The sequence below is a fragment of the Stieleria maiorica genome (genome assembly GCF_008035925.1).
GTDB lineage: Bacteria > Planctomycetota > Planctomycetia > Pirellulales > Pirellulaceae > Stieleria > Stieleria maiorica.
The window spans coordinates 7391676-7412149 of sequence record NZ_CP036264.1; the positions used below are offsets into that span (position 1 = coordinate 7391676).

General features: G+C 60.4%; 13 protein-coding genes. 9 read left to right on the forward strand and 4 right to left on the reverse strand.

Annotated features, from left to right (window positions below):
- Positions 1–111 precede the first annotated feature (111 nt).
- The 5 genes from rpsD (at position 112) to Mal15_RS25085 (ending at position 6997) form a co-directional block, all read left to right on the forward strand.
- Entirely contained in the window at positions 112–720 is a 609-nt protein-coding gene (gene rpsD / locus Mal15_RS25065; protein WP_147870255.1) for a 30S ribosomal protein S4, read from the forward strand.
- A 332-nt stretch (positions 721–1052) separates the two neighbouring features.
- Positions 1053–2495, forward strand: a complete 1443-nt coding sequence (gene lpdA / locus Mal15_RS25070) for a dihydrolipoyl dehydrogenase (protein WP_147870256.1) — start codon at positions 1053–1055, stop codon at positions 2493–2495.
- A gap of 3 nt (positions 2496–2498) precedes the next feature.
- Positions 2499–3908, forward strand: a complete 1410-nt coding sequence (gene miaB / locus Mal15_RS25075; RefSeq protein WP_147870257.1) for a tRNA (N6-isopentenyl adenosine(37)-C2)-methylthiotransferase MiaB — start codon at positions 2499–2501, stop codon at positions 3906–3908.
- Positions 3909–4414: 506 nt separating this feature from the next.
- Entirely contained in the window at positions 4415–5683 is a 1269-nt protein-coding gene (locus Mal15_RS25080) for a M16 family metallopeptidase (RefSeq protein WP_147870258.1), read from the forward strand.
- Positions 5684–5764: 81 nt separating this feature from the next.
- Positions 5765–6997, forward strand: coding sequence for a M16 family metallopeptidase (locus tag Mal15_RS25085; RefSeq protein ID WP_147870259.1), 1233 nt, complete (start codon positions 5765–5767; stop codon positions 6995–6997).
- Between the two features lie 14 nt (positions 6998–7011).
- Here the strand turns inward: Mal15_RS25085 and Mal15_RS25090 are convergent, their stop codons facing one another.
- Both Mal15_RS25090 and hrpA read right to left on the reverse strand, forming a co-directional pair.
- Positions 7012–7221, reverse strand: coding sequence for a hypothetical protein (locus tag Mal15_RS25090; protein WP_147870260.1), 210 nt, complete (start codon positions 7219–7221; stop codon positions 7012–7014).
- 482 nt (positions 7222–7703) lie between these two features.
- On the reverse strand, positions 7704–11885 hold the full coding sequence (hrpA, locus tag Mal15_RS25095; RefSeq protein WP_147870261.1) for an ATP-dependent RNA helicase HrpA: 4182 nt from the start codon (positions 11883–11885) through the stop codon (positions 7704–7706).
- Positions 11886–12324: 439 nt separating this feature from the next.
- Here hrpA and Mal15_RS25100 point away from each other — a divergent pair, with 439 nt between their 5' ends.
- Genes Mal15_RS25100 through Mal15_RS25115 form a run of 4 tightly spaced genes read left to right on the forward strand, consistent with a single transcriptional unit; the run spans position 12325 to position 16516 of the window.
- Positions 12325–12837: a sigma-70 family RNA polymerase sigma factor gene (locus Mal15_RS25100; protein ID WP_147870262.1), complete on the forward strand. Its 513-nt coding sequence runs from the start codon at positions 12325–12327 to the stop codon at positions 12835–12837.
- Positions 12834–13517, forward strand: coding sequence for a hypothetical protein (locus Mal15_RS25105; RefSeq protein WP_147870263.1), 684 nt, complete (start codon positions 12834–12836; stop codon positions 13515–13517). The genes Mal15_RS25100 and Mal15_RS25105 overlap by 4 nt, the downstream gene beginning before the upstream one ends.
- On the forward strand, positions 13514–15007 hold the full coding sequence (locus tag Mal15_RS25110) for a hypothetical protein (protein WP_147870264.1): 1494 nt from the start codon (positions 13514–13516) through the stop codon (positions 15005–15007). Before Mal15_RS25105 ends, Mal15_RS25110 begins: the two co-directional genes overlap by 4 nt.
- Positions 15008–16516, forward strand: coding sequence for a DUF1559 family PulG-like putative transporter (locus Mal15_RS25115; protein WP_147870265.1), 1509 nt, complete (start codon positions 15008–15010; stop codon positions 16514–16516).
- Positions 16517–16719: 203 nt separating this feature from the next.
- Here Mal15_RS25115 and Mal15_RS25120 read toward each other — a convergent pair whose 3' ends face one another.
- Both Mal15_RS25120 and Mal15_RS25125 read right to left on the reverse strand, forming a co-directional pair.
- Positions 16720–18738: a S46 family peptidase gene (locus tag Mal15_RS25120; protein ID WP_233903014.1), complete on the reverse strand. Its 2019-nt coding sequence runs from the start codon at positions 18736–18738 to the stop codon at positions 16720–16722.
- 180 nt (positions 18739–18918) lie between these two features.
- Positions 18919–20211 (reverse strand): Gfo/Idh/MocA family protein, encoded by a 1293-nt coding sequence (locus tag Mal15_RS25125; protein WP_147870267.1) that lies wholly within the window; start codon positions 20209–20211, stop codon positions 18919–18921.
- Between the last annotated feature and the right edge of the window lie 263 nt (positions 20212–20474).

The window sequence follows — 20474 nt, forward strand, 5'->3', positions numbered from 1 at the left end:
GCCGGCAGCGAATCGACGGGCAACGATGCCCGATCCGGTCGCCGCCCGACCCCTTTTGATCTGTAGCGGTCCACAAGACCGGTTGCAGGCAACCCAGGAGAATCACCGCCCATGGCTCGTTACACCGGCCCCAAAGCACGCGTCAACCGTCGACTCGGCACCCTGATTTACGAAACCGCGGGTGCCGCCCGTGCGCTCGACCGCCGCAACACGCCTCCGGGGATGCACGTCCGCGGCCGCCGCCCCAGCAACTACGGTGCGGCGTTGCAAGAGAAGCAAAAGATCAAGCACTACTATGGGTTGGGCGAACGCCAGCTGCGGCGCTACTTTGACGCCGTGGGTCGAAAATCGGGCAACACCGGTGAATTGTTGCTGTTGATGTGCGAGCGACGGTTGGACAACGTGGTCCGTCGCGTCGGGTTCACCAAGACGCGTCCCCAGGCTCGCCAAGGCGTCGCGCACGGACACTTCCTGGTCAACGGCGTGAAGGTCGACAAGCCCAGCTACATCCTGCGTCCGGGCGACATCGTCGAAGTCCGCGGCCGCGAAAATCTGAAGAACCTGTATCGGGGTGTGATCGCCAACGCGGCCCCCGATGCACTGGACTGGGTTGCGTTTGACAGCGAGAACCTGAAGGCGACGATGCTGGGCTTGCCCGGGGCCAGCGACATCAGTTTGCCGGTCGACGCTAACGCCGTCGTCGAATTCCTGTCTCGCTAAGCCAAGTGGTGGGGCGTCCAGCCTGCCATCACAGCGATTCACGCCCCGAAAGCATACGCCCAGGGGCGGATTCACAGTACAATTCGACTCCCGTCGCGGACGACTCGTGCTCTGCCAGCATTGAATTCTCGGGTTGCGTTTCTCGAGCGGAAAAGGGGTCAGGTACCAAAAACCAAATGGCCCGAAGGGTGCTTCGCATTTTTGGTACCTGACCCCTTTTCCGCGGCGCCCTGAGTTTAAAAGTTGACTCAGCACTCGGCGTCCGTTCTTTTTTGGGGCTGACGGTCGTTACAAAAACACAAATCCTTTCTCGCCAATCGAAATAGAAAAAAATGCATTGTCCCGTAGTTGTCTTGGGCGGTGGTCCCGGTGGTTATGCGGCCGCGTTCTTGGCCGCCGACGAGGGGTTGGACGTCACCATCGTCGAAGCGGAACCACGACTCGGCGGCACGTGTCTGTTGCGTGGCTGTATCCCCAGCAAAGCTTTGCTGCATGTGGCAAAAGTGATCCATGAAGTGGACGACCTGCGTGCCAATTGGGGAGTCGAGTACCCGGGCAATCCGTCGATCGATATCGACAAGGTGCGTGCCCGCAAGGACCAGGTGATCTCCAATTTGACCGGCGGGTTGGGGAATCTGGCCAAGCGTCGCAATGTGACCGTGATTCAGGCCCGCGGCACGTTTGTCAATTCCACCACGTTGCAGTTGGAAGGCGATCACGATTCGATCCCCGTCGGCGGCCAGCTGACGTTCGACCATTGCATCCTGGCCACCGGCAGCGTTCCGGCGATGCCGCCGGCATTCAACATCGGCAGCGACCGCGTGATGGACAGCACCGGCGCGTTGGCCTTGGCGGACATCCCCGAGACGATGCTGGTCGTCGGCGGCGGCTACATCGGTTTGGAAATGGGCAGCGTTTACGCTCACCTGGGTTCCAAGGTCACCGTGGTCGAATTGGCCGAAGGGCTGTTGCCCGGTGCGGACCGGGACTTGGTCAAGCCGCTGGCCAAACGCATCGACAAACTTTGCGAGGGCCGCGTGCTGACCAACACCAAGGTCGGATCGATGACCGAGGTCGGCGACAAGATCCAAGTGACGTTTGAAGGGCCGGCGCATTTCGGGCATGAACAATTTGACCGCGTGCTGGTCAGTATCGGCAGACGTCCGGTGACCCGCGGTCTGGGCTTGGAAAATACCTCCGTCGTCGTCACCGAGCGTGGGTTCGTCCAGGTCGATGATCGGCAACGCACGGCCGACCCGCACATCCTGGCCATCGGTGACGTCGCCGGTGACCCGATGCTGGCACACAAAGCGACGCACGAAGGCCGTGTGGCCGCGGAAGTCATCGCCGGCAAGCCCGCCGCGTTCGACAAGAAAGCGATCCCGGCGGTGGTCTTCACCGATCCCGAGATCGCTTGGGCCGGCATCACCGAAACGGAAGCCAAACGTGACGGCGTGAACGTCTCGGTCGAAGTCTATCCCTGGGCGGCCAGCGGTCGCGCCCAGGCGCTGGGGATCACCGAAGGGTTGACCAAGTGGCTGGTCGATCCCGATTCGGGACGTGTGATCGGCTGCGGCATCGTCGGATCCGGTGCCGGTGAATTGATCGCCGAAGCGGTTTTGGCGATCGAAATGGGATGTGAAGTCCACGACGTGACCGAGAGCGTTCACCCGCACCCGACGCTCAGCGAAACGTTGATGAACGCCGGTGAAGTGCACTTCGGCACGGCCACCGAGATTTTCAAACCCAAACGAAAGCCCGCGTCGGTGGGTTAATCCATGACACAACGCGTCTACATCAAAACCGTCGGCTGCCAGATGAACGTGCTGGACAGCGAAATGGTCATCGCCGACCTGAAGCGTCACGGCTACACCGTGGTCGACAGCCATGAAGATGCGGACTGCGTGCTCTACAACACGTGCAGCGTCCGCGAACACGCCGAGGAAAAGGTTTACAGCGCGCTGGGAAAGATCCGTGAGTCCAAAAAGAACCAGCCGGACAAACTGATCGGCGTGATGGGCTGCATGGCCCAAAAGGACCAAGAGATCATTTTCAAGCGTGCGCCCTACGTCGATCTGGTCGTCGGCCCCGGGCAGCTGCACACGATTCCCGACCTGCTCGAGAAAATCCGCAGCGGCGAAGGTCGGCAGATGGCGATTTCGCTGGGCCGCAAAGACGACAAGCAAGCCGTCGTCGCGCGGAGCCACGAAACGTTCGACCCGCTGCGCGACCCCACGATGCGGCCGACCCCGTTCCAGGCGTATCTGCGGATCCAAATCGGTTGCGACAAGTTCTGCACGTATTGTGTCGTCCCCAACACCCGCGGCCCCGAGCAAGGTCGTCGGCCGGAGCAAATCGTTTCCGAAGCCCGCGTGTTGGCCGAGCAAGGCTGCCGCGAGATCACGTTGCTCGGGCAAACCGTCAACAGTTACAAGTACACCGCCGACGGCAAGACGACCGACATGACGTCGTTGTTGGAAATGCTGCACGAGGTCGACGGGATCGATCGAATCAAGTTCGTCACCAATTACCCCAAAGACATGACCGAGCGGTTGCTGGTCGCCGTTCGCGATCTGCCCAAGGTCTCGCCGTACCTGCACGTTCCGGCCCAAAGCGGCAGCGATGAAGTGCTCAGGCGAATGAAACGCGGCTACACGATCGCCGACTACATGGAGATGTTCGAGCGGATCGAACGGATCTTGCCCGAGGCGGCCGTCAGCAGCGACTTCATCGTCGGGTTCTGCGGTGAGACCGATGAGGACTTTGAAAAATCGGTCGCTCTGGTCGAACGCTGCCGGTTTAAGAACAGCTTTATTTTCCAGTACAGCGTGCGGCCCGGCACCAAGGCGGCCGAGCGTTTGGAAGACGACGTGCCGCGGGAGGTCAAAGCCGAACGCAATCATCGGTTGCTGGAGGTCCAAAACCGGATCGCCAAAGAAGAAAACGCCAAGATGATCGGCCGCGACGTCGAGGTCTTGGTGGAAGGTCCGAGCAAGAAGGCGGCCGACGCCGACGCGGACAGCCCCGTGGTCCAGATGACCGGCCGCACGCCTTGCGACCGCATCGTGGTGTTCGACGGGAACCGTCGCCAGGCCGGACAACTGCTGGACATCCACGTCGATGACGTCAGCAGCCACACGCTGATCGGCCGCGTCAAAACCGTCGACGTCGTCTCGATCGGACTGTAGCGGCGGCGTTTTGGTTCCCACGCCTCGATTGACATCCGCCGATTCACGTAAGCGTTCGGGCCCTAGCGCCCGTGGAGGCCTGAAGTCTGGCGGCCTGTAGTCTGGCGGCCAACGCCACCTACTCCGTGAGCCGACGGCGCTAGCCGCGGGCCTTGGATTGCCCTTCGAGTCTTGTAAGGCCCGAGGCTAGCGCCTACGGCTCAGATTATGATCGAAATTAGCTGGCATAGGTCTGGCGGCAAACGGCTGATCCCGAGAGCAGCTACCGGAATCGAATACGCCAAAATCCTACGAACGAAAACGCGAACGAATCGAACGTTTTTGCGGAGCCCGTGAACGAGGTAATCACGATTGACACGGCCGAGTTGGCTAGGACACAGGCGGTCGTGACGGAAATCCATCTTCTGGCGAAGGTCGCTACATCTTATCCTGCAACGATTTCGCCCCCTGTGCGAAACCGTCCGCCTTCGTGACAATTCGGCACTCTTTCCTTCCAAAAACGGCCTATGTGCACCTCCACCGAATCCGCTGCGGACGACGCGTCCCTGAGCGAAATCACGACGCATCGATTGCCCAATGGAATGACCGTGCTGGTGCAACCGATGCCCTGGCTTCGCACCGCGGCGTTCACGCTATCACTACGCGGCGGCATCCAGAACGAACCGGCCGAACGATCGGGGCTGGCGTCGATGGTTTGCGAGATGGTGCAGCGCGGCGCCGGAAGCTACAGCAGCCGCGATCTGGTCGCGATGCAGGACAACTTGGGCATGGACCGCAATAGCGGCGTCTCCACAGCAACGGTCTCGTTCGGCGCGGCGATGCCGGCCGAATCGTTTGCCGAAGCGCTCAAGTTGTACGCGGACATCGTTCGGCGACCGCACCTGCCGGGCAACCAGATCGAAGACGCCCGGTTGATGATGATCCAGGAGTTGCGTGCGATCGAAGACGAGCCGACGCAACGTGTGATGAAACGCGTTCGCGAATTGCACTATGGCCCCCGGCTCGGACGCGGCAGCCAGGGCACGATGGCGTCGTTGGCCGCGATCGACAGCGATGACATCCGCCAGTTCTATCAAACCAACTATCACGCCGGCGGTGCGATCCTGACCGTTGCCGGCCGTGTCGAAGCAGACGATGTGATGCGGCTCGCCGAGCAGGCGTTTGGAGACTGGCGGACCGAAGCCTTCGACGCCGCGCCGCTGCCGGTCGGCACCCAGGTCTACGAACACGTCCAGGCGACCAGCAGCCAGACGCATATCGCGTTCGCCTTCCCCAGCATTCCCTACGGCCACCCGGATTACTTTGCCATGCGTGCGGGGATCGGGATTCTGAGCGACGGGATGAGCAGCCGTCTGTTCGATCGCGTCCGCGAAAAGCGAGGGCTGTGCTACACGGTCTCGGCCAGCTGCCATTCACTGATCAACGCCGGCGGCGTGTTCGGATATGCCGGAACGACTCCGGCTCGCGCCCAAGAGACGTTGGATGTGACGCTGGGAGAAATTCGAAACCTGCCCAGCGACTTGGAACCGAGCGAGCTGGATCGTTGGAAGGTCCGCATCGAGAGCGGTCTGATCATGGAACAGGAATCCAGCGCCTCGCGGGCCAGTTCACTCGCCAGCGATTTCTACCAGATCGGGCGGGCGATGCCGACGGCCGAGCTAAGCGAGATCATCGAGTCGTTGACGTTGGAGGATGTCAGGGGCTACTGGGAAAACCATCCACCGTCGGATTACCGCATCGTCACGCTGGGGCCGGAAAAGCTGGCCGTCGGGTAGCCACCTGCGACGACAGATTGGAAGCCGAGCTACCTTTTTTTCCGGATCCGAAGACACGAATCTTCTCGTTTGAGTTTTGAAATGCCTAAGTTTCAACATGCCACCTTGCCCAGCGGGCTGCGGATCGTTGCCGAGACGGATCCACGCAACTATTCGATGTCGCTGGGTTACTTCGTCCAGGCCGGGGCACGCAACGAACTCGACCCGCAATCGGGGCTGAGTCACTTTCTTGAACACATGATGTTCAAGGGGACCGAGCGTCGCAGTGCCGAGGACGTCAATCGTGAGCTCGACGAGTTGGGCGGCCAGTCAAACGCCTACACGTCCGAAGAACAAACCGTCTACTACGCGACGGTGCTGCCAAAGTTCCAAGACCGGATCGTCGATCTGTTGACCGACATGATGTCGCCCGTGCTGGATGACGATGAATTCGAAACCGAGCGGAAAGTGATTTTGGAAGAGATCGCCAAATACGAGGACCAACCTCCCTTTGGCGGTTTCGAGCGGGCGATGGAAGTCTACTTTTCCCCCCGCGGCCTGGGCCGTCGCGTGTTGGGCACCAGCGAATCGATCCAGGCGATGACGGCCGCGCGGATGCGCGACTATTTTCATCTTCGCTATCGGCCCGAAAACATCGTGCTGGCCGCCTCGGGCAACGTCGATTTCGACGGTTTGGTCGCCGAAATCGAAAAACGGACGGCGAGCTGGAGCGAACGCACCACGACCGAAAGACTCGCCGACGACGACCCCGAATCGATCCCCGATGGAATCGAATTGTCCCGCCGCGTGCCGATTTCCGATGCCGTTCAAGCCTACTGCATCCAGATCGGGAACGGACCCTCGTCGGGCTGCAGCAAGCGGCATGCGACACGTCTGTTGGCGTCGATCTTGGGGGATGAAGGCGGCAGCCGATTCTTCTGGGACCTGATCGATACCGGACGCGCCGAGGTGGCGACGTGTTGGCCCCAAGAGTTTAGTGATTGCGGGGCTTGGTTTAACTACTTGGTCTGCGCGCCCGAGGACTTGGAAAGCAACAAGCGGTTCATGCGTGAAATCGTCGAAAGTGTCGTCGACAAGGGCGTCAGCGACGAAGAGCTGCAGCAGGCGGTCAACAAGACCGCCGCCGGCTACATTATGCAGAGCGAACGGCCGAGCAATCGGTTGTTCAGCATCGGCAGCCGCTGGTTGATCCACAACGAATATGTCGATCTGGATCAGTCGTTGGCGAAAACCCGCGCGGTCGACCAAGCCGCGATCGCTGAGGTTGCCAAGAAGTACTTGTCGGAAGAGCCGACGGAAATTTTGGCGATGTGATGGCAGAGCCCCCTCTACCGACGACCGCTGTACCGGGACCGACTGGTCACGAACTGGTCGAGATCCTTCTCCAGTTTGATCAGCTCCTCGTCCAGCCAAGTGGCAAACTCCGCGCGAGAAACGTCTTCGACCAACGCGGTGAACTGATCCCAATGGCTCGCGCTCACCTGCTTGGCCGATTCGTTCTTCAAACTCGGTGTTTGTTTGCCGCTAGACGTCGACATCTTGAACCCTCCGGTTGGGGGTGGTTTGGATCGGATCAACTCTGGAAACTGACTCGCAGTTCCTCGTCTGCTCTGTCAGTTAGACGCGCCACCGTGCCGGGGGTTCATCGAATTAACAAAGGTTCTTTGGGGAACGTTCTTTCAGTCGTTGCAAGCTGCATGCCTTTTTTCGTGCCTGCAGCCGTTTTCTTGTCTCCTGACCGTGGATTTTCTCCTCATTTCACACGAAAAACCGCTCGGAATTTTATTTCTGACAATTTCGATTTGGTTTGTGGAAAACGCGGAGTGTGTCGTTCCGGCGACCATTCGTCGCGAAACTGCCACTTCTTCACGCAATCGAATGCTTCGGCTGCCTAAAGAGATCGCACCGCCATAGAATACTCCGTTATCGTCTTTTAAGGGAGGTCGTTTCGTCTTTAAGTGTATTTTTGTCCGATTTGCGCCACGCATTGCCCGGATCAGCCAGGGGGTGCCGGTCACGGTCACTTTTCCGCAAGCACCTTTTCGCAACGTTTGGCGGAGACTTTGACGGCAGTTCCGAGCGGCTGGGCGAACAGGCTGACGCGTAATTCTTCGATCATCCAGCGGAATTCATCGGCCGCTCGTAGCTTCGGCGTCTGTTCCGGATCGGGGAATCTGGTGATCCATTGCAGCCACAATCCGGCCACGGTCTCGGTCCCACTCTGGTCGCGTGGTCCGGCGCCGCTGCGAAGTTTGTCCAGACGGTACGAGATCGCCGACAGGTACCTCGGGTAATGCTGCAGCCAAGTCCACGGGGTGACGGACAGGAAATCCGGATGGATCAGCCAGCGGAGTTGTAGCTGCACGTCGTCGGCTGCAACAGGAAACCGGGATGCCGACAGGGATTCGAGTTCGCCGCGCATGGCCAGGTAAGACTGACCGAATTGGGTCAGCCACTTTGCCACGTCTGCGGCAGCCAGGGCAATCCGTTCGCCGCGGTATTCGAGCCGGGCCTGGAATTCTTTTCGGTTGCGCACCAAGGGTTGGTTTTCGACGAATGCGACGCGGGCCAACAGATCGATCAGTGACGTTTCGAACTGGGCGGCGGGCACGGCGCCGGCGAGTCGGATTTTGGTTTCGTTCAGCTCTGGCAACCAGCGGACTTGGCGTCTCAATTCGGCACGCTGGCTGATCGCATACAGTCGGGTCAGCCCTTGCCGCATGACGGATTCGGCGGACGATTGGTCGGGATAGAGCGCGACGGTGACGTGATCGCCCTGGTCGACCAGCGCGGGGTATTGTGCGACGCGGACGCCACCTCGCTGACGGATCACATCGACGGGCAACTGGTCCAGATCAAACGACCGCATCGGCTCGCTGGGCAGATCGGCATCGGCCTGCGGTGTGACTTCGCCGGACGGTTGGTCGTTGCGCTGCGCCAATCGCTGGACCAACGGATCGACCGATCGGCCTTGGGCGACAAGATTGCCGTCGTCGTCAACCACTGAAACCAAAAACCGTAGGTGGTCTTCCATCTTTTCGTCTTGGAAATCCGACTCGCTGATCGGCATTTCCGCGTGACGTGACATCGCTTGGCAGACGGCCGGCATGAACGGGACTTGGCCGTACTGGGGCAACAGTTCGTCGTAGATCTGGCGGGCGACGTCGGCCGCCGGGACCAGATTGCGACGGATCCGCTTGGGCAGCGATTTGATCATCGCCACGATCTTTCCGGGCAGCAATCCCGGGACGAGCCAACCGAGTCGGTCGTCGCTGATTTGCGAAACCGCGGCCTGATGGATCCGCAAGCTGACTCCATCGTCCTCCGCACCGGGTTCGTAACGATACCGCAGCGGTAATTCGGTTTTGCCGATCGATAGGCGATCGGGAAACTCATCGGCCGAGATCTGATCAGTGGTGATGTCGATCAAATCCGACGGCATCATGAACAACGAACTCGCGTCGGATTCGACCGTCGGTGGATCATGCAACCAGAGCGACAGTGCGGCCGAGTCGGTCAAGTGATTGACCCAATCGGGCACGGGCATCGACTTGGACAGTTTCTCCAGCCGGCCCTTGTCGCAAACGTCGGCCGGCAGACGTCGTTGATAGAACTGCTGGACGACGTAGTCATCGACGACCATGTCGCGTCGCCGCGTTTTCGCGGCAAGCACTTCAAACGATTCACGCAGGGCTCGGTTGTGGCGTATGAAACGCGCGTTGGTCTTGAGTTGTTGTTCGACCAACCCGTGTTGGATCAACAGGTCGCGTGCGGTGGTCGGGTCGACCGGTGGCAGCGGGACGCGGCGGCGGACGACGATCGGCAATCCGAATAGCGATTGACGCTGGTAACAAAACGCACCGCCGGCCTTTTGGCTCCAGTGGGGATCACTGTAGGATGCTTTGAGCAAATGAGCGCCGATCGATTCGATCCACTGCGGCTGAATCCTGGCGACCGTGCGGGCGTATTGTTTACTCGTCTCGACCAACTCCGCGGCGACAATCCATTTGGGTTTGGCGTCGAACACGCCGCTGCCGGGCCACAGAAACAGTTTTAAATTGCGTGGACCCAGATAGACGTTTTTTTCCCCCGCCATGGCGACGCCGGACAAGAAACCGCTCAATAGCGCCTGGTGGACCGCCGCATAACGATCTTTGTCGATCGTCCGTTTGGATTGATCCTCGGCGAATCGGATCGCCCCGATTTGACGCCGCGGCGTGGCATGGTGTGAGTCTCGCGACCGATTCATGTCCAACGCGATTTCGCGAAGCTGACGAAAGGTATCGGACCATTCCCGCATCCGCGTGGGCGACAGAAAACGCTTGCGCAGCTGGCGTGTGAGTTTGTTTCGCGAGTGGTCGGCGCGGGCCTGTTCGTAGTAACGCCACAGTCGCAGGTAGGACAGGAAGTCGCTTTCGCCGTCGCGGAATTCGGCATGAGCCTGGTCGGCGGCCTGTTGTTGGTCTTGCGGCCGTTGTCGCGGATCGGGAATTTCCATCGCCGCGGCGATCGGCAAGATCTCCGGCAGCACGCCCAGTTCGTCGGCGGCTAGGATGATGCGTCCGATCCGCGGGTCGACCGGCATCCGTCCGAGCGACTTTCCGATCGGCGTTAGCTCGTGACGCTCATCGATCGCACCGAGTTCCAACAGCGTCTGCACCCCTTCGCGGATCGATTCGGGTCGTGGCACGTCCAACAGCGGCAGCGAATCGAGCGATCCGAATCCCAGCATCTTGCTTTGCAGCACCACCGATGCGAGGTTCGTGCGACGGATCTCTGGCGTGGTGAAGGCGTCGCGGGTCTCGTAGTCGGTCGTCGAATACAGCCGCACGCAGACACCCGGTCCGACGCGGCCACAGCGTCCGGCGCGCTGGTCCGCACTGGCACGGCTGACCGGTTCGATCGGCAATCGCTGCAATTTGCTGCGCGGGCTGTAACGGCTGATCCGCGCCGTCCCCGAGTCGATCACGGCGTGGATGCCCGGGACCGTCAGCGAGCTTTCCGCGACATTGGTTGCAAAGATCAAGCGTTGTTTTTGTCCCGTGGGATGAAAGATCCGTTGCTGGTCTTTTTGCGGCAACCGCGCGTACAGCGGCAGGATCTCCACGCGGCCTTCCAGCCCCATGCGTTTGTAGTGTCCGGCGACGCGATGGGACACCAAGCGGATGTCGCGTTCGGTGGGCAGGAAGACCAGGGTGTCACCACCGCCGGCGGATCCACGGGCCAAGTCTTTCAGCCCCGCGATCACGTGATGCGCCAGGTCATACGAACGGTTCTCGTCAGCAACATCTTCCCAGGGCAAGTACCGCATCTCGACCGGATAACCGCGGCCTTCGACGTTCAAGATCGGCGCCGGGCCGTGTTCGTCGCTGAAGTGTTCGGCGAAACGCTCGGCGTCGATGGTGGCGCTGGTGATGATCAGTTTCAGATCGGGGCGTTTCTGTTGCAGCCCACGCAGGTACGCCAGCAGGAAATCGATGTTCAGCGATCGCTCGTGTGCTTCGTCGATGATGATCGTGTCGTATTGATCCAGGAAGCGATCCGAACCGGTTTCCGCCAGCAGGATCCCGTCGGTCATCAGTTTGATCATCGTCTCGGGGCCGGTCTGGTCACCGAATCGGACCTGGTAACCGACTTGTTTTCCGAGCGGGCACTGCATTTCCTCGCACAGCCGCGTGGCGATGCTGCGTGCGGCCAGTCGTCGTGGCTGGGTGTGGCCGATCATGGCGGCACGTCCACGTCCGGCTTCCAGACAGAACTTGGGCAGCTGGGTGCTCTTGCCGCTGCCGGTTTCACCACACACGACGATCACTTGACGCGTCTGAATCAGTTCGATGATCTGGTCCTTGTAGCCGGTGATCGGCAATTCGGACGGGTAGTCCAGCAGCGGCGCGTACGATTCGCGCCCGCGGCGGCGGGCGATCGATTTTGCCAAACGCGACTGGAACTCTTCGTTGGAAAGACGCTTGCGTTGGCGACGGAGCCGGAACTGGTCGGCCCGCATCGCGTTGTCGATTACCAATTCGTCAGGAGCAATGTCGGCGACATCGAACTCGCCGGCCGGCTCCGCTGATGGGGATGGGGTTGCCTTCGCGAGCTCTTTAGCGGGGGGCTCCCCGAGGTCCGCGGTCGATGGATCGACTTTGCCGGGTTTCGGCTCGCGCTGGGGCTCCAGTCGGGGGCTGGATGGTTTGAAGTTCATGGACCGGGGGAATTGGGAAAGCAGCGGGAAAGTCGATTGGAAGCTATCACCCTACGAAATTTTCTGCATCGTGACAGCGGCAGGTCGTCGGTCGTAAAAGGTGTTGTTTGCTTTCCCCGGCCGCTCCAACCACAAGGAGGTCAATGCCATCCGTGGGCTTTTTCGATTCCCCCAGAACTTCACCCCGAACGCACCACCCGAAGAAAAAAATATCTGCCAGGGAGGGTGACAAGCTTTGGCACTTGATTCTCAGAGGTTGAAAATCGCAGGACCCCGATCGGGAAACAGGGTAAGAAGATTATTGGGTAGGAAGATTGAGGTCTGATCGGGGGGAAAGGATCGCGAGAATCTTTGGAAAATCCTGGGACACACCGGGGGCGGTAACATCCTTGTTTCCGATGTGGCGTCTTTGGGCGTCGAAACAATCCCCACTCGATCGATGCCGATGCCTCCCCAAGAGCTCGCCGAAACGTGGAAACGCTGCTCGTCGCGGTTGTTGTTGATCGCGCGTGCGATCGGCGAACCGGCCGAGGACGCGGTGCAGGAGGCGTTCTTGCGGCTGGCACGGCAATCGCCACCGCCGGACGACCCCTTCGCTTGGCTGGTCACGGTGACGCGAAACCAACTGTTGCAATGGCGTCGCAGCGGAATCCGTCGCCGGCGACGCGAACGCGGTTCCGATCAACAATCGGCTTGGTTTGAGGGGGAATCGCGGCTGCTGGAATCCGCGCTCGATGCCCAAGAGGTCACCGAGGCACTGAAACTTTTGGACGCCGACCAGAGGCAGGTCATTGTCATGCGATTGTGGGGTGAACTCAGTTTCAAGCAAATCGCCGAGGTCATGGCGTGTTCCCAATCCACGGCACATCGGACCTTTCAATCCGGCATTCAAGCCATGCAACGCAAATTCAATCCGACAGCCGATTCGGTCGGTGGGAGGGATTCAAAATGAATCTGGACAATGAAAATGAAAATGAAAATGAAAATGACAGGGAGCGGGACGGCGACGACGACGGGATCGACCAGGCGTTCATCGCTCGACTGCGTGGACTGACGCCGGCGTCGGTTTCCGCCTCCGCAGACGACGGTCCCGAGACTCCGCTCAGCATCGAATCGATTTTGTATCGCGCGGGCTTCGAAGCCGGGCGGGATCATGTTCGTCGCATGTCGATTGTCCGGAACGCAAATGCCGGGCAATGGTTGTCGTTGCTGGCGGCCAGCGTGTTGACGGCCGTCGTCACCATACCGGTCGCGCTGGGCATCGGGCGGCACTGGCAGTCGCCAAACCCGGCCCGGGTGGCGGTGCAGCACGATGCGTCTCCATCGGAAACCGACAACGCGGCCCCAGAGCCGAGTGATGAGCCCTCGGGTGCACCGGTCGGTGCTGAAGCGACTCCATCGATCAAGTCGACGCGGTGGCAAAACATTCATTCCGACTGGCACCTCACGACCATCGCCGGCGGCACACCGTTGGCAACACTGACTGCGTTTCATAGCCGATCGCTAGAGACGCTTCCGAGGTCCAATTGGATTGCACTGGAAGACGACCCCTTTGACGCAGGCGACACGATCTCTGCCGGAGATTTGGACACGCTCACTGCCACTTTCGATTTACAGGTTCAACCACGATGAAAAACACGACCGCGGTAATCTGTGCGGTGGCGTCGCTGTTGGTAGTGACGCCCTCGCGCGGCCAAGTCATGCTTTCGCCTGCATTCACGCAGGGCGACCAAGCTCCGACAGAATCGGAAACGTCAACAACGGTGCGTCTGCACCCGCGCCACCAATCGGATCCGATGCTGAAGTATCGTTTGTGGCCGGCGCCGGAAAAACGCAGGCCCCGACCGGTCATGGTGACGGTCAATCGCGCCCTGATCCTCGTGGCCCAGGTTTCACCGACGAAAAAGCGTGAGTTTTTGGAACGCTACGACACCTGGACGTCGCTTCCCATCGATCAACTTCCCGTCGACGAAGCACGGGAGAGCTACGGGCCATTCGAAACGGCGATCGGAGTCTTGCGGACGGGCGAGACCTGGATGGGTTTGGACTATGACCTGGGCATGGCAGAGATGTCGGCGGAGGACAGGGTTTCCACCTTGCTGCCGGAGTTCCAGGAGATGCGCGATTTGGCGCGACTGCTTGCATTGCGGACACGTGTCGCTGCGGCGGAGGAACGCTGGGATGATGCCGTGGCCGACTTGCGGCTCGGGTTTCGATTGTCCCAGGCCGCCAGTCACAGCACCGATACCTTGCTGGGGCGATTGATCGGGACGGCGATCAGCGAAACGATGTTGAAGACGATCGAATCGATGATCCAACAACCCGAGTGCCCCAATCTGTATTGGGCGCTGGCGGGATTGCCGGCCGATCAGCTGTTCGATTTTCGTGAGGCGATGGAGTATGAATCGACGCTCAGCAGCCACCTGGGAATCATCGCGGGACTGGACGAATTGCCCGACACCGTGATCGGCGAACAGGAAGCATTGCTCCGCTTGAAAAAGATCACTCATGCCTTTGCGACGATGTTTCACCCCAGCGGCGACGCGACCGAAAACATTTCGATGCGTCAGATGACAACCGGATTCCAAATCGCATTGATGGTCGGACCCGCACGACAGTTGTTGTCGATCGATCCCGAGTGGTCCGACCGCGTCGATGAACTCTCCGACGCCGAGGCGGTGTTGCGTGCCAGCGAATTCGAATTGGCGCGGATCCGGGATGCCTGGCTTTCTTGGGCATCGCTGCCGCCGGAATTGTGGGACGAAGCCGAGGCCCGACGCCGCGGTGCGATGACTGCCGCCGCACAACCTCGGACGCTCGGCGGACAACTGGCCCGGATGATGACGCCATCGGTTGCCACCGCGATGAGTGTGCCGCTGGATATGCGTCAACAATTGCACCGGTTACTGACGCTCGAAGCGCTGCGAATGCATGCCGCCGAGAACGCCGCGTTGCCCGGGACCCTGACGGACCTGACCCCCGTCCCCGCCTGGCACGACCCGCGGATCCGCGGCTCATTCCAATACGCTCGTCACTCGGAAACCGAGGCCACTTTGTCGATGGCCGAGGGACCGCGCTCGCGCGACGACATCACACTGAACATCAAGCTGGAGGTGAATTAGATGCTTTTGATCAAAACGCTGCGAACCGTGCTTTACGTCCTGGTCCTGATGGTTGCCGCCCCGGCGGGTGATTCGGCCAATGGGCAAGACCGCAAAGAAGGGCCGCCCCATGCCGTCCTGATCAACGACGTCGCGGAGACGCATCCCATCTCCGCCTACGTCGAACCGTCAACGATGTTGGTCGCCGAGGTCGATTGGCAGACGATCGATGTCGATCCGCTGTTTGAATTGATCCAAGACCTCAGCGGTGACCGGCCCTCAGACGTGCCCACCGTGAAACAATTGTTTGGAGCCATGAAAGAGGCTCAGGCGGGAAAGGTTTATTTTCTGGCCGGGCTGGAGACCCCGGCTGACAAAATGCCCTTGATCGTGATCGAAACACCCCAGGCGACGAAGTTGCTTGCGGCGATCGAGAACATCCTGGGAAAACGTCCTGCTTCGGTCACAGCCCTGACCAGTAACCGAGGGATGATTCTAGGAACGGCCGAGCAGATCAAACGCGTTCAATCGTCGGCGCCGGTCAAACGCGATGCGTTGCTGATGCCGCTCAAAGACGCGAATCGTTTGGACCATACCGCAGTGCTGGTGTTTCCGCTCCAGACTCGAGAGCTGTTGACAAGCGTTTGGCCGCAACGGCTGCCGGGTGGATTGCCGCTGAACTTATCCCCCAGCGAGTTGGTGCAGGGGATCGACCGCGTGATTCTGACCTTTCGGACACCGCCGGATCCCTTGGTACGTCTGATGGTTGACGCCACCGATGAAGCATCGGCGGATCGATTTGCCAATCAATTTGCGGGAATCAAACAGGCCTTCGGCGAATCGCTTCAAAACGTTTCGCTCCGCCGCGAAAAGAATCGTGTGATCTTGGAGGCCGGCGACGACGTCTTCCGGCAGGGGCGATCGCTCGCGAGCGACGCCCGCGAGCGCGCTCGCCAGTCTCAGCTGGTCAACACCCTCAAACAACTCGGCCTGGCGTTCTACATCTACCATGATCGCGAAAAGCATTTGCCACCGCGCTGCTTTGTCGATCCCGATGGCAAACCGCTGCACAGCTGGTTGGTCGCCGTTTTACCCGACTTAGACAACTTGGCGTTCTATCGTTCGATCCGATTGGATCTGCCTTGGGATGCACCGGAAAACTCGCAGATGAAACGCACCGTACCTGCCGGCGTTGGTGATTCCAGTTTGCCGGTCGCACACACCGTGATCCGTGCTCCGGTTTTTCCCGGATCCCTCTGGCACGGCGACGGGCCGCCGAAGACGCTGCAGGACATCACCGACGATCGGTCGCAAACGATTCTGCTGGCCGAGGCGCCGAGCGGCGACGCGATCCACTGGGCCGATCCGACGCCTTGGATGATCTCCGAAACGAATCCGGTGGAGGACCTGTTCGCCGGCCGTGAAGCGATGCGAGTGCTGTTGGCCGATGGCTCGGTCTTGCGGTTGAAACGCTCGGACGTGGACAACGCCAAACTGAAGGCGATGCTGACGATCGCGGCGGGTGACTGAAAACCGGGGAACGTAGCTACGCTCGCCAGACAGTCGCCGTCCTCTCCGAGGTCGGCGCGGAGCAATGCTTCGTTTTTTCCCGCACGCCGAGTTCGGAGAACACGGCGACGGCCCGAATTTGGCGTAGCTACGCTCGCCAGAGCGTGGGATACACGTCGGATCCACCTTCTGGCGAAGGTAGCGACGTTGATCGCGGCGACGGTTTACCGGCCGATCGAATCGGCCAGTTCGTCGGCGCCGTAGATGTTGCGAATCGCTTCGATGATCCCCACACCGGACACGCTGACCGCACGGGCTTGCTGGTCGGTGTACAGGTAATCGCTGGTCAGACTTTGGACGTTGCCGTCAAAGATCAGCCCGACGAGTTCGCCGTCGCGGTTGACCACGGGCGATCCGCTGTTGCCGCCGATGATGTCGGCGGTGCAGACGAAGTTCAATTGGGTCGCAAGGTCCACTTCGTCTTCGGCCTCGTTCCACGAGGGCGGCAAGTCGAAATCGGTTTGGCCTTTGTGTTGTGCTTCGTGTTCAAAGGCGCCGGCAAAGTCGGTCGTCGGTTCGATGCGCTGACCGTCCTGCATGTAGCCTTTGACTTGACCGTAGGCCAACCGCAAGGTGAACGTCGCGTCGGGATAGCCCGAGTCTCCTTGCAGCTTGCTGACCGCCGCGGTGATCTTGGCATAAGCCTGGCGTTCGCGCTCGTCCAACTCTTCGTTGATCGTTCGGATGCGTCGATACTCGGGTTCCAACTTCCGCGCCAACACGATCAACGCATCCTCGGACGTTTTGACGTCGTCGAGCGAACCGTCCAGGTAGGTCTTGCGGATGCTGATGTCATCCAGCTTGGTGCCATCGACCAGTTCGGCGGCGCGTTCACGCGGTCCCTTGCCGTCCAAGACCACGGCGACCCACTGGTCGTCCCCGCCACGTTGTTCGACGAACCGGGCCAATTCATCGGCCAGTTTGACGCGTTCCAGGTCTCGGTAGATCGGGGCTTCGCTGAGCAGGTCTTGGACCAGCGATTCGCGTCCCGATTCGGTGAATTCCCGCAACCGCTCGCCATTGGGTTTTTCGTCTTCGGCGGCACGCAGCACGGACGTCAGCGCCAGATCGAACAGCCGCGAGCGGAAGGTGACGGTTTGTCCCAGCATCTTCTTCTTTTCGGCTTGAACCGCAGCGATCTCTGCAAAGGCGCTTTCGGTGTCGGTCAGTTCCGCATCCGCTCGGGCCGCCTCGCGGAGCGTGGTTTCACGTTTCTGCTTGGTCGCGATCGTACCGGGGTCTTGCAGTCCGGCCAGCATCCCCGTGTACGCCTTGCGGCCGTTCTGGACGCCGAACAGTTCGTCCCGCGCCCGGCGTGTCGCTTCGGCGCCTTCCAAGCCGAATTGTTGCAGCATGATTTCTTTGCGGCGCAAGTAATCCAACACGTAAGGCAATCGTGCATCGCGCAGGTACTTCAGCGCTTCGACGGTAAAGATCCGTTGGGTCCGCCCCGGGTTTCCGCTGACAAACACCAGGTCGCCTTCACGGACGCCGGAATCACTCCAACGCAGGAAGTGCTCCAGTTTGGCGGGCTTGCCGTCTTCATAGACTCGCATGACCGTCGCATCGAGGTTGTACCGGGGGTATTCGAAGTTGTCGGCGTCGCCGCCGAAGAACGCGGCGGCCGTTTCCGGCGCCCAGACCAAACGCACGTCGGTGTATTTTTTGTAGCGATACAAGTGATACTTGGCGCCGCCGAACAGGGTCACGACGTCGCTGCGCAGACCCGACTTGTCGGTCGACTCCTTTTCTATCTCTGCGATCACGGCCCGGCGCTGCGTGACCGCGTCGGCGGCCGAGGCGTCATCGGCAACCGCCGCTTCGACACGCTCGGTCACGTCTTCGATGGAGACCAGTTGATTGAGTTCCAAGTCGGGGGCTTTGAGTTCCTCGTCCAAGGACTTGGCCAGGTAGCCGTCGTCGATCAGGTTGCGTTCCTCGGAGCTGAGCTTGTGCAGGGTGTCGCTGGCGACGTGGTGATTGGTCAGCACCAGGCCGTCGCTGGAGATGAACGATCCCGAACCGCCGCTGTTGAACCGGACCGACGAGAGTCGTAACGCGTCGGCCCACTCCTGGGAGGGCTCGAAACCATACTTGGATTTCAGTTGCTCGACCGGCAGGTCGTTGAACAAATACATGCCCTCGTCGCCGGAGGTTTCACAGACCGCGGAGATCAGGGACATGGTTGCCAAAGCCAGGGGATAGAGTTTGCGCATGGTCATAGGAGATAGAGATGTAAGTCGTCGTGCGTGTCAGCACGGTCATCGTAGCGGAACTCGCGGAGAGTTTCGCTAGCGGGGGTGCAGCGCGGGAAGTGCCGAAAGCCTTGGCGGCTTCCGCTACGGGCGTGGGGCATCCGCTGCTCAGGCCACTTCCCAGCCGGGGCGATACTGCTTTTGGATCAGCGCGTCGGCTTCGGGGCAATTGGTCGCCTTGAGATTCTTGCCGTCCCAATCGAGTGTTTTTCCGGTGCGGAAGGCGACGTTGCCCAGCAAGACTGACTCCGTCAGGGCGCCGGAGTAATCGAAGTTGCACGTCGTCTCGCTGCCCGTCTTGCAGGCTTGAATCCATTCCTGGTGATGCCCGATCGAATTGGGGATCGTGGGCGTCGGCGGCTCGAAGCTCTTGAACGTGTCTTCGGGGTACAAGCGATAGTTGCCATAGCTGGCGAACATCTTGCCCTCGCTGCCGACGAACATCACCCCGCTGCCGGGCACCTGTTCACCGGCGACCGTTTTGGGGATGTGGTCGCCGTCGTACCAGGTCAATTTCACGGGCACCTGGGAACCGCGCGCCGGGTACTGGTAGTGCACCGTCAGACCCAGCGGGCAAGTTTCCGGATGCACGTCGGGGCCTTCCGCGGTGACGCTGGTGGGGTGCCGCAGGTCCAGCGCCCAGAACGGCAGGTCCATGTAATGGCATCCCATGTCGCCGAGCGTCCCTTGGCCGAAGTCCCACCAACGCCGCCAGTTGGCCGGATGATAGCGGCCTTCTTTGTAGGGGCGTTCCGGTGCCGGTCCCAGCCACAGGTCCCAATCCAAATGCTCTGGGACGGGGTCGCCCGACTCGGGGCGTTCGCCACCGCCCCAGCCCTTACCGACCCAAACGTGGACTTCGGCGACATCGCCGATGGTTCCGGCGCGAATGATTTCGACGACGCGTCGATAGTTGTTGCCCGCGTGGATCTGGGTGCCCATCTGCGTGGCAACGCCGGCCTGTTTGGCCGCTTCGGCGATCAACCGCGCTTCACTAACGGTGTGGGTCAACGGTTTCTCACAATAACAATGCAGACCCGCGCGGATGGCTCGGATCGCCGCCGGGGCGTGATTGTGGTCGGCCGTTGAAATCACGATCGCGTCGGCGGTGTCGGCTTCTTGGGCGATCATCTCGCGATAGTCGCGATAGGTTTTCGCCGACGGGAACTGGGCCGATGCTTTCTCCAGGTACTTCGAATCCACATCGCACAAGCCGACGATATTTTCGTGTTGCACGCCGCCGACGTTTGCACCGGCGCGATTGGCCGTGCCGACACACAAGACCTTCAGCTTTTCGTTTGCCGAACGTGATTCATCGGCTCGGGTTTCACTCCAATAGCCGGCGGAGAGTGCGACGGTGGAGAGGGCGGCAGATTGTTTAAGAAATTGACGACGTTGCATGGCGGGTATGATCGAGAGGTGGGGTGGTTCAAAGCGGGTGGGAAACACGTGGTTTAACTGGACAGCGTTTTCTTGATGTAGCGACGCTCGCCAGAGCGTGGAAAACGGACCGCACCCAGCTTCGGGCGAAGGTAGCTGCGATCGAACCGCACTTGACGATGCTGGATGTGTCTTGCGACGCTGCCCACAAGAACGCGGATTATTCTAGCCGACATCATCCGGTGCCGTGGCAAGCGTGGAGATCCGATGGCATCGACCCTGCC

Coding starts and splice junctions, on each gene's coding strand:
- rpsD (WP_147870255.1), top strand. CDS start 112: ATGGCTCGTTACACCGGCCCCAAAGCACGCGTCAACCGTCGACTCGGC.
- lpdA (WP_147870256.1), top strand. CDS start 1,053: ATGCATTGTCCCGTAGTTGTCTTGGGCGGTGGTCCCGGTGGTTATGCG.
- miaB (WP_147870257.1), top strand. CDS start 2,499: ATGACACAACGCGTCTACATCAAAACCGTCGGCTGCCAGATGAACGTG.
- Mal15_RS25080 (WP_147870258.1), top strand. CDS start 4,415: ATGTGCACCTCCACCGAATCCGCTGCGGACGACGCGTCCCTGAGCGAA.
- Mal15_RS25085 (WP_147870259.1), top strand. CDS start 5,765: ATGCCTAAGTTTCAACATGCCACCTTGCCCAGCGGGCTGCGGATCGTT.
- Mal15_RS25090 (WP_147870260.1), bottom strand. CDS start 7,221: ATGTCGACGTCTAGCGGCAAACAAACACCGAGTTTGAAGAACGAATCG.
- hrpA (WP_147870261.1), bottom strand. CDS start 11,885: ATGAACTTCAAACCATCCAGCCCCCGACTGGAGCCCCAGCGCGAGCCG.
- Mal15_RS25100 (WP_147870262.1), top strand. CDS start 12,325: ATGCCGATGCCTCCCCAAGAGCTCGCCGAAACGTGGAAACGCTGCTCG.
- Mal15_RS25105 (WP_147870263.1), top strand. CDS start 12,834: ATGAATCTGGACAATGAAAATGAAAATGAAAATGAAAATGACAGGGAG.
- Mal15_RS25110 (WP_147870264.1), top strand. CDS start 13,514: ATGAAAAACACGACCGCGGTAATCTGTGCGGTGGCGTCGCTGTTGGTA.
- Mal15_RS25115 (WP_147870265.1), top strand. CDS start 15,008: ATGCTTTTGATCAAAACGCTGCGAACCGTGCTTTACGTCCTGGTCCTG.
- Mal15_RS25120 (WP_233903014.1), bottom strand. CDS start 18,738: ATGTCCCTGATCTCCGCGGTCTGTGAAACCTCCGGCGACGAGGGCATG.
- Mal15_RS25125 (WP_147870267.1), bottom strand. CDS start 20,211: ATGCAACGTCGTCAATTTCTTAAACAATCTGCCGCCCTCTCCACCGTC.